The organism is Pseudomonas kitaguniensis, assembly GCF_009296165.1.
GTDB classification, from domain to species: domain Bacteria; phylum Pseudomonadota; class Gammaproteobacteria; order Pseudomonadales; family Pseudomonadaceae; genus Aquipseudomonas; species Aquipseudomonas kitaguniensis.
Genome location: NZ_VUAZ01000212.1, coordinates 1 through 6,778 on the forward strand (window position 1 = coordinate 1; position 6,778 = coordinate 6,778).

Consider the following 6,778-nt stretch of genomic DNA (forward strand, 5'->3'; position numbering starts at 1 on the left):
TGAAAAGCCCCGACTGGTTCGGGGCTTTTTTATGCGCGGCCGGTTTGTGAGGAGCCATGCGCCCAACTGTGGGAGCGGGCTTGCTCGCGATGGCATCAACCCGGCAGGCCTGATAGACCGAGGCGCCTGCATCGCGAGCAAGCCCGCTCCCACAAAAGCGCGGAACACTTAAGTGGCAGAGTGCTCTATAACTTCAAGACCTTCATCCTGCCTCGATGCCGCGCTGGCGTCCTGCAAGGCGTTGACCGTCAAGCTCTACGCCCAGAAGAAAGACATTCCCCTCACCGGCGTGACGGTCGAGGTCACCCACGACAGCGCCGAGGAGCAAAAGGGCAAGTACAGGCTCAACTGACCCTCAAGGGCGTGCTCACCGACGAACAGCGCGATGAACTGCACCGTGTGGCGGATCGCTGCCCGGTGCACAAGCTGATGACCACCGCAGACGTCACCATCGAGACGCAGCTGTCCGAAGGTGCGTTCAGCCAATAGCGGCAAAGCGCCGCCGAGCGGGTTGTGCTCGGCAGCCGCTAAGCCGCTCAAACAGGAATTGTCAGTTAGCCATAGCGCTGAATTGCCTGCGCTATGGCCGGAACAGGCGCTGAAATCAGCCCTTGAACACTTCATCCAGCAAGTTATGCATCGACTGGAAGGCCCGTGCAGCGGTCTTCGCGTCGTACATCATCTTGCCTGGCACATTGGCGTGCGGGTCGGTAAACGAGTGCACGGCACCGCCGTAGCTGAGCAACTGCCAATCTACACCGGCCGCATTCATTTCATCTTCAAACGCCGGCAGTTGTTCTTTTGGCACCAAGGGATCGGAGGCGCCGTGCAGCACCAGCACTGAACCTTTGATGTTCTTTGCATCCGCAGGGTTTGGCGTGTCGAGCGTACCGTGGAACGACACGGCGGCCTTCAACGGTGCGCCGGTACGGGCGAGTTCCAGCGAGCAGCAACCGCCAAAGCAGAAACCAAAGGTCGCCAGTTTCGAGGTATCGACGGCAGCTTCGGTCTGGCCCTGCAGTTGCTCAAAAGCGGCCTGCATGCGTGTGTTCAGCAACGCGCGGTCATCCTTCAACGGCATCATTGCAGCACCCGCCTCATCGCCATTCGAGGGGCGCACGGTTTGCCCGTAAAGGTCGGCGACCAGCACCACGTAGCCCTTGGCGGCAACACTTTTGGCGATTTCTTCAGCGCCAGAGCTCACACCCATCCAGTTCGGTGCCATCAGCAGGCCAGGCAGCGGGCCTTTATGGCTGGCGTCAAACGCGAGGCGGCTTTCATAAGACTGGCCATCAATCTGATAGACCACGGAACGCACAGTGACTTGGCTCATCATTTACTCCAGTTGCAGTGGGCTGAAACGAAAAAACCCGCCAAGGCGGGTTTTTCCACAACGGTGTTAAACCGACAGTTCAACCAACAGCTTGTTCAGTCGGCGCACATAAGCGGCCGGGTCCTTCAAGCTGTCACCGGCGGCCAGTGCGGCCTGGTCAAAGAGGATGTGCGACAGGTCGCCAAAACGCTCTTCACTTTGCTCGCCGTCGAGTTTCTCGATCAGCGGGTGAGCCGGGTTGAATTCGAAGATCGGCTTGGAATCCGGAACCTTCTGGCCGCTGGCTTCGAGGATCTGACGCATCTGCATGCCCATGTCCTGCTCGCCGATGGCCAAAATCGCCGGAGAGTCGGTCAGACGGTGGGAAACCCGCACTTCGCTGACGGCATCGCCCAAGGCAGTCTTGATTCGCTCAACCAGGCCTTCTTTGGCCTTGGCGACTTCTTCGGCTTCTTTCTTCTCTTCTTCGGAGTCCAGGTTACCCAGGTCCAGGTCACCACGGGCCACATCGACGAAGGTCTTGCCGTCGAACTCGCTGAGGTAGCTCATCAGCCACTCATCGATACGGTCGGTCAGCAGCAGTACTTCGATGCCTTTCTTGCGGAAGACCTCAAGGTGCGGGCTGTCTTTGACCGCTTCGTACTTCTCGCCAGTCAGGTAGTAGATCTTGTCCTGACCTTCCTTGGCACGGGCCAGGTACTCGGCCAGCGACACGTTTTGCTCCGCGTCGGTGCCTTGAGTCGAGGCAAAGCGCAGCAAGCCGGCGATTTTTTCCTTGTTGGCAAAATCTTCCGCCGGGCCTTCTTTCATAACCTGGCCGAAGTTTTTCCAGAAGCCCTTGTATTGCTCAGGCTCGTTCTTCGCGAGTTTTTCCAGCATGTCGAGCACGCGCTTGGTCAGCGCCGACTTCATGGAGTCGATGATCGGGTCTTTCTGCAGGATTTCCCGCGACACGTTCAGCGACAGGTCGTTGGAGTCGACCACACCCTTGATAAAACGCAGGTACAACGGCAGGAAGGATTCCGCCTGGTCCATCACGAACACACGCTGCACGTACAGCTTCAGGCCTTTAGGCGCTTCACGCTGGTACAGGTCGAACGGAGCACGCGCCGGTACATAGAGCAGCGAGCTGTATTCCAGCTTGCCCTCAACCTTGTTGTGGCTCCAGCTCAGCGGGTTTTCATAGTCGTGAGCAATGTGTTTGTAGAACTCCTGGTATTCCTCGTCTTTGACCTCGGTACGAGGGCGGGTCCACAGCGCGCTGGCACGGTTGACCACTTCCCATTCCTGGGCTGGAGCCTCTTCGCCTTCTGCCGCCGCCTGCTCTTTAGGCAACTCGATCGGCAGCGCGATGTGGTCGGAGTACTTCTTGACGATGTTGCGCAGGCGCCAGCCGTCGGCGAATTCGTCTTCGGCGGCCTTCAGGTGCAACACGATACGCGTACCGCGATCAGCCTTTTCGACGGTGGCGATTTCAAACTCGCCCTCGCCTTTGGAAGACCAGTGCACACCTTCGCTGGCGTCGAGGCCCGCACGGCGGCTGAACACTTCAACTTTGTCGGCAACGATGAAAGCCGAGTAGAAGCCCACACCGAATTGGCCGATCAGGTGCGAGTCTTTCTTCTGGTCGCCCGAGAGGTTTTTCATGAAATCGGCCGTGCCGGATTTAGCGATGGTGCCCAAGTGGGTGATCGCGTCTTCGCGGCTCATGCCGATACCGTTGTCTTCAAGGGTGACGGTTTTGGCGTCTTTGTCGAAGCTCACACGGATTTTCAGCTCGGCGCCACCTTCCAGCAACTCAGGCTTGGACAAGGCTTCGAAGCGTAATTTGTCGACGGCGTCAGAGGCGTCGAGATCAATTCGCGAAGGAAAATTTCCTTGTTGGAATACAGCGAATGGATCATGAGGTGCAGCAGTTGCTTCACCTCGGTCTGGAAGCCCAGGGTTTCCTTTTGAGTTTCCACACTCATGGTCATCAAACTCCAATTGGATGGCAGTGGCCGCGCCCTTGAGGGTTGGCGGCGGGTTGTCTTCAAAGTTGGGGGCTAAGGCGAGGATTTCAAGGGCGCGATGACTGCTCAATCTTGAAATCTGCGTAGGCAATGGCAATCGCTCAAACGCGAGGCCGCTACAGGCTGGTGCCGGGGGGATTTGAGGCGTTTGCGTTGCGACTGAAAGTTCCTCGACACTCTTTGTTTATATATCTATGGAATAAAAGGAACTAATGCTGAGCACCCATGCTCGAAAGGCCACTAGATATCTTCAATAAGGAGAAACACCCCATGCGTAAAACTTTAGCTGTTTCCATGATGTTGGCCGCTGCCCTCGGTCTCGCTGCCTGCGATAAAAAATCCGAAGACAAAGCCCAAGACGCAGCCGCGCATTCTGAGCAAGCTCAGAAAGACATGGCCAAGGCTCAGGACAAAGTAAACGACGCTGCGAAAGAAAACGCCGACGCTGCTAAAGCTCAGGCTGAATCGAACGAAGCCGCAGCAAAAGAAGCCGCACCTGCAGAAGCACCAGCAGCTCCAGCCAAGCCTTAATAGTTTGGTTTGAAGCACGCAGTTGCAAAAAAGAAAGCCCGCTTACATAGCGGGCTTTACTTTGCCTGCGTTTTTTGTCCGGGCAAAAAGTTGGAGTCGTTTTACCCCCCTTAAGCGTTAAGACAGCGATTCCTTAGACGCCTCCGGCACCGACATGTCGGTGGGGGTGTAAACCATCACCTGCAGTACGTCGGAATGAAACTCCCGGCGATACAGCACCACCACTACCCCGCTGCTCATCAGCATGAACAACCAAGGGCTGACAAACCACGCCAGCATGGTCATGCCGAAGTAATAAGCACGCAGGCCAAAGTTGAATTGGTTGGCCGCCATCGAAATCACCCGCGCCGCCCGCAGCGCAAACGCCTTGCGCTCCTGCTCCGACACATGCCGCTCACCAATCATTGGCGCCGAGCCCACCAGCACTGCTGCGAAGTTGTATTGGCGCATGCACCAACTGAACGTGAAGAACGCGTAAACAAAGACCATCGCCAGGCACAACAGCTTGATTTCCGACATGCCCTGGGAAGCCTGCTGCACCATCGGAATGTCCGCCAGCAGTGACACCGCGCGCTCGGAAGCGCCGAGTACGGTGAGGATACCGGCAAGGATGATCAAGGTGCTGGAGGCGAAGAACGAGGCGTTGCGCTCCAGGTTGCCGATCACGCTGGCGTCGGCGATACGGTTATCGCGCAGCAGCATGCGGCGCATCCAGTCTTCGCGGTACAGGTGCAGCACGCTGGCCAGGCACGCGGTGTCACGGGCTTTCCAGGTGGCGTAACGGGTGTAACCGCCCCAGCACAGCACGAACCAGAGGGCGGCCAGCAGGTGGACTTGATTGGTTTCGACGAACGACATGCAGGTCCTTATAGAGTGGTTCCCCTGTGGGAGCGGGCTTGCTCGCGATGGGTTGCGAAGCAGCCCCAAAGCAGGCGCCGGGGAATGCCTGAAGTATTGCATTGCTCATTACAATCGCGGGCAAGCCCGCTCCCACACTGGATCGTGTTCAAACGCTGGGGAGATGTATCTTATAAGCATAAAAAATGCCCCGTATTGATTGATACGGGGCATTTCGGTGCAACCTTAAGCGGTGTATCAGGCGATGGCTTCGCTGCGCTTGCCGAGCATACGGTCAATCACTACGGCGACTACCAGGGTCATCACCGACGGCACCAGCCATGCCAGGCCCTGCTCGCTCAGCGGCAAGTCGGTCAACTGCTCAGGCATCCAACCCGCCAGGCCGGCGCCCTTTAGCGCGTCGATGCAGCCGAAGATGAACGACACCAGCATCACCGGGCCAACAATGCGGCCCTGCTCTTGCCAGAAGCCCTTGCAGAAGCTCAGGGCCACCAACACGATGCACGGTGGGTAGATCGCTGTCAGCACCGGGATCGAGAAGGCAATCAGCTTGGTCAGGCCCAGGTTGGACACAAACAGCGAGAACAGCGCGAGTATCACCACCAGGGTCTTGTACGACAGCGGCAGAACTTTGCTGAAGTACTCGGCGCAGGCGCAGGTCAGGCCCACGGCGGTAACCAGGCACGCCAGCGAGATCAGCACCGCCAAAAACCCACTGCCCAGCGAGCCGAAGGTGTATTGCACGTAAGCGTGCAGCACGGCTGCGCCATTCGCTGCACCGGCAGCAACAGCGTGGCTGCCCGAACCCAGACGGAACAGGCTGACGTACACCAGCGCCAAGCCCACGCCGGCAATCAGCCCGGCGATGATGGCGTAGCGCGTGATCAGCTTCGGCGACTCGACGCCACGCGAACGAATCGCGTTGACGATGACGATGCCGAACACCAGTGCGCCCAAGGTATCCATCGTCAGGTAGCCATTGATGAAACCTTGCGAGAACGGTGCGGCAACGTATTCCGGCGTCGCGACGCCTACTTCACCGGCCGGCAACGCAAACGCGGCGATGCCGAGAATAGCCAGTGCGATGATTTTCAGCGGCGCCAGAAACCGCCCTACGGTGTCCAACAGTCGGCCGGGGTACAAGGACACAAAAAACACCACCAGGAAGTACACCGAACTGTAGAGGAACAGCGCCAGCGGGCTTTCGCCGGTCAGCGGCGCCAAGCCGACTTCAAACGAAACCGTCGCCGTGCGCGGCGTCGCGAACAGCGGGCCGACCGCTAAATACGCCGCCGCTGCGAGCAGGCCACCGGCGACCTTGCCGATCGGGCTGCTCAACGCATCCATGCCACCGCCGACTTTGGCCAGGGCGATCACAGTGACCACCGGCAGGCCGACTGCGGTGATCAGAAAGCCCAGCGCCGCCATCCAGACATGCGGCCCGGACTGCAAACCAACAATAGGCGGGAAGATGATGTTGCCGGCGCCCACGAACAGCGCAAAGGTCATAAAGCCTAACGCCAGGATGTCCTGGCTTTTCAACACTTTCATTTGAGGAAATACCACACTACTGAATCGGAATTTAGAGAGGGATTCCCTGTGGATGAGGGAAATACTGCCGACCCGGATAGGGCTCGACGGTTCTGGCGCGAGGCTTCCTTTTGGGACGCGCGCGCACAAAGAGGCGGCAAGAGTACAGAATTGGGCCGACAAACGCACTGTTGCGGGGCGGACTGTCCGATAAGCGACATTTTAATGTCGCGTTTTTATACTTAACCTGGCAATACGGACGAACTGTGGGAGGGGGCTTGATCCGACTAGCGGTGTGCCAGTCAACCTGTACAGTGACTAATGCATGGCTATCGGGAGCAAGCCCCCTCCCACAGTTTGCACCTTCAGCAAACCCCAGAATGCACAAAGCCACCCCGGAAGGTGGCCTTTGCGTGGTGAAGCGTCGAGCTAAGCGCGAGGCTTACTTGACAGCCCAACCGGTCAGCTCGGACAACGCCTTGCCGATGTCATGCCAGCGAACGCACGGTTTTAA

General features: G+C 58.2%; 4 protein-coding genes and 3 pseudogenes. 2 read left to right on the top strand and 5 right to left on the bottom strand.

What is annotated here, in order from left to right; genetic code table 11:
* Positions 1-199: 199 nt before the first annotated feature.
* Positions 200-489 (top strand): annotated as a pseudogene (locus tag F0169_RS26545) (OsmC family protein); the annotation flags it as partial.
* Between the two features lie 115 nt (positions 490-604).
* On the opposite strand, the gene F0169_RS26550 reads toward F0169_RS26545, so the two are convergent.
* Positions 605-1,333, bottom strand: a complete 729-nt coding sequence (locus F0169_RS26550) for a dienelactone hydrolase family protein (RefSeq protein ID WP_122250934.1) — start codon at positions 1,331-1,333, stop codon at positions 605-607.
* Between the two features lie 66 nt (positions 1,334-1,399).
* Positions 1,400-3,303: pseudogene (gene htpG / locus F0169_RS26555) on the bottom strand (molecular chaperone HtpG).
* A gap of 312 nt (positions 3,304-3,615) precedes the next feature.
* Here htpG and F0169_RS26560 point away from each other — a divergent pair.
* Positions 3,616-3,876 carry a hypothetical protein gene (locus F0169_RS26560; protein ID WP_058411780.1) on the top strand — a complete coding sequence of 87 codons (261 nt, stop codon included), beginning with the start codon at positions 3,616-3,618 and terminating at the stop codon, positions 3,874-3,876.
* A 117-nt stretch (positions 3,877-3,993) separates the two neighbouring features.
* Here F0169_RS26560 and F0169_RS26565 read toward each other — a convergent pair whose 3' ends face one another.
* From F0169_RS26565 to F0169_RS28565, 3 genes and pseudogenes are all read right to left on the bottom strand, one after another.
* Complete coding sequence (locus tag F0169_RS26565) at positions 3,994-4,734, bottom strand: DUF599 domain-containing protein (protein ID WP_152748078.1); 741 nt, start codon at positions 4,732-4,734, stop codon at positions 3,994-3,996.
* 237 nt (positions 4,735-4,971) lie between these two features.
* Positions 4,972-6,285, bottom strand: a complete 1,314-nt coding sequence (gene brnQ / locus F0169_RS26570) for a branched-chain amino acid transport system II carrier protein (RefSeq protein WP_152748079.1) — start codon at positions 6,283-6,285, stop codon at positions 4,972-4,974.
* A gap of 421 nt (positions 6,286-6,706) precedes the next feature.
* Positions 6,707-6,778 (bottom strand): annotated as a pseudogene (locus F0169_RS28565) (hypothetical protein); the annotation flags it as partial.